This is a genomic window from Streptomyces sp. NPDC007095 (assembly GCF_040634475.1).
Taxonomy (GTDB): Bacteria; Actinomycetota; Actinomycetes; order Streptomycetales; family Streptomycetaceae; genus Streptomyces.
Window position 1 is genome coordinate 1 of sequence record NZ_JBEYFS010000479.1, and the last position, 2,368, is coordinate 2,368.

Genomic DNA, 2,368 nt, shown 5'->3' on the forward strand with positions numbered 1-2,368 from the left:
CCGGTCGAGCGCGGCGCGGGCCTGGTCGACCAGGCCCGCGCCGCGCTCGACCGGGACCTCGCCCAGCTCGCGGCCGAGGCCGAGGTGGTCGAGCCCGCGCTGCCCGCTGCGTACGCGTCCTGGGACAACCCGGTCTGGCACGGCTACCGGGTGCCCATGGAGATCCCCATGGCCCTGCGCCTCGGCGACCTCCGGTTGCCCGAGAGCGAGAACCTGAGCATCCCGATGCTGGTACGGCTTCCGCTCGAACGCGGCCTGTGGATCGACAGCGGACGGGCCGGCCTCGACGACCCGCTCGCCGACTCCGACGAGCTGCGCCGACTCGCCATGGACACGGCGGTGGCGCACGCCGCCCGGCTGCTCGCCGTCTATCCCGCGGGTGAGTTCACGGTGCATGTGATCGACCCGGCGGGTTCGGGAGCCTCGTCTCTCGCGCCGCTGGTGCGTTCCGGAGTCCTCGACGGTCCGCCCGCCGCCGGTGCCGCGGGGGTGGGCGAGGCGCTGGCCCGGCTCACCCAGCGTGTCGACCTGGTGCAGATGGCGGTGCGCGGCGGCGTGGCCGACTCGCTGCCGCCGGACCTCGACACCGCCGAACAGCTGCTGATCGTCAACGATTTCCCGCACGGTTTCGACGACCGCGCCGTGACGCAGTTGCGCTATCTCGCGGACGAGGGACCGGCCGTCGGCGTCCACCTGATGATGGTCGCGGATCGGGAGGACGCCGCTGCCTACGGGCCGCTGCTCGATCCTCTCTGGCGTTCGCTGTTGCGACTCACCCCGGTGCCCGACGACCATCTCGCCGACCCGTGGGTGGGACACGCCTGGACGTACGAACCCGCGCTCGTCCCGCCGGGCAGTCAGGTGCTCCAGCAGGTGCTCTCCCAGGTGGCGGCGGCACGCCGCTCCTGGAACCGCTGACCCGCAGAGGACTTCGCCAAGTATCGGTAAAGGCCTCTGACCAGGTGATTTGGTCTTTCTTTTACTGATAGCTTTACCTTTCCTTGGTGTTTCGGGTACTGTTTTCCGTACGGAGGGGAGTACTCCCTACCAGTAGCGGCGTTCCCGTCAATACGGATCCGACCGGATCCCGGGGCGTCGGCCCGTGGACCGCGGACGCATCACGCGTCCCCTCGGTCGCGGGTGGAAGAGACCTCCGGCAGCGACGACGCTGGTATTTGCCGTTACGACTGCCGGAGGCGCAGTGGATGTTTCCGTGACCCTTTGGGTCCTCACGATCGTGGGCCTCGCCGCCCTCATCGCGGTCGACTTCTTCATCGGTCGCAAGCCGCACGACGTATCGATCAAGGAAGCCGGAATCTGGACGATCGTCTGGATCGCTCTGGCCGGACTGTTCGGCCTGGGACTGCTCGTCTTCTCCGGCGGCCAGCCCGCCGGAGAGTTCTTCGCCGGCTTCATCACCGAGAAGTCGCTGAGCGTCGACAACCTCTTCGTCTTCGTCCTGATCATGGCGAAGTTCGCCGTGCCGACGCAGTACCAGCAGCGGGTACTTCTCGTCGGCGTCCTCATAGCGCTCGTCCTGCGCACGATCTTCATCGCCGCGGGCGCCGCGATCATCTCCAACTTCGCCTGGGTCTTCTACATATTCGGCGCGTTCCTCATCTACACGGCCTGGAAGCTGATCCAGGAGGCGCGGGCCGACGAGCCGGAGGAGGAGTTCGAGGAGAACAAGCTGCTCAAGGCCGTCGAGAAGCGCTTCGGCGTGGCCGACCGCTATCACGGCACCAAGCTGTGGATCCAGCAGAACGGCAAGCGCGTCATGACGCCGATGCTGGTCGTGATGCTTGCGATCGGCACCACGGACGTGCTCTTCGCGCTCGACTCCATCCCCGCGATCTTCGGCCTGACCCAGGACCCGTACATCGTCTTCACGGCCAACGCGTTCGCGCTGATGGGTCTACGCCAGCTGTACTTCCTCATCGGCGGCCTGCTCAGGAAGCTGGTCCACCTCAGCTACGGCCTGTCCGTCATCCTCGGCTTCATCGGCGTCAAGCTGGTGCTGCACGCACTGCACGAGTCCGGCGTCCACGTCCCCGAGATCTCCATCCCGGTCTCGCTCGGGGTGATCTGCGCGGTCCTGGTCGTCACGACGATCACCAGCCTGATCGCCTCCAAGAAGCAGGCGGCGCTGGAAGCTTCCGAAGGCGCTTCGCAGACCCCGACGTCTGAGAAGTCCCCGACGAGCAGCATCGACGCCTGATCACGTCGGAGGCGGCAACAGCCGCCTCGTGGCGGGGTGCGCGGCCCTCGCCGGTGAAGGCGGCCATCTGCAGGGACTCGGGGTCGTTCATCAGCCGGAAGAAGACCGGCAGATCACTGTCGTGTACCGGGCGGCGCCTGGCGAATCTCC

Annotated in this window: 1 protein-coding gene and 1 pseudogene; both read left to right on the forward strand. The window is 67.4% G+C overall.

Annotation, left to right across the window (positions count from 1 at the left end; all coding sequences use genetic code 11):
• A pseudogene (locus ABZ656_RS57510) lies at positions 1–918 on the forward strand (export associated protein); the annotation flags it as partial.
• A gap of 283 nt (positions 919–1,201) precedes the next feature.
• On the forward strand, positions 1,202–2,218 hold the full coding sequence (locus ABZ656_RS57515) for a TerC family protein (protein WP_360280670.1): 1,017 nt from the start codon (positions 1,202–1,204) through the stop codon (positions 2,216–2,218).
• Positions 2,219–2,368: the final 150 nt, after the last annotated feature.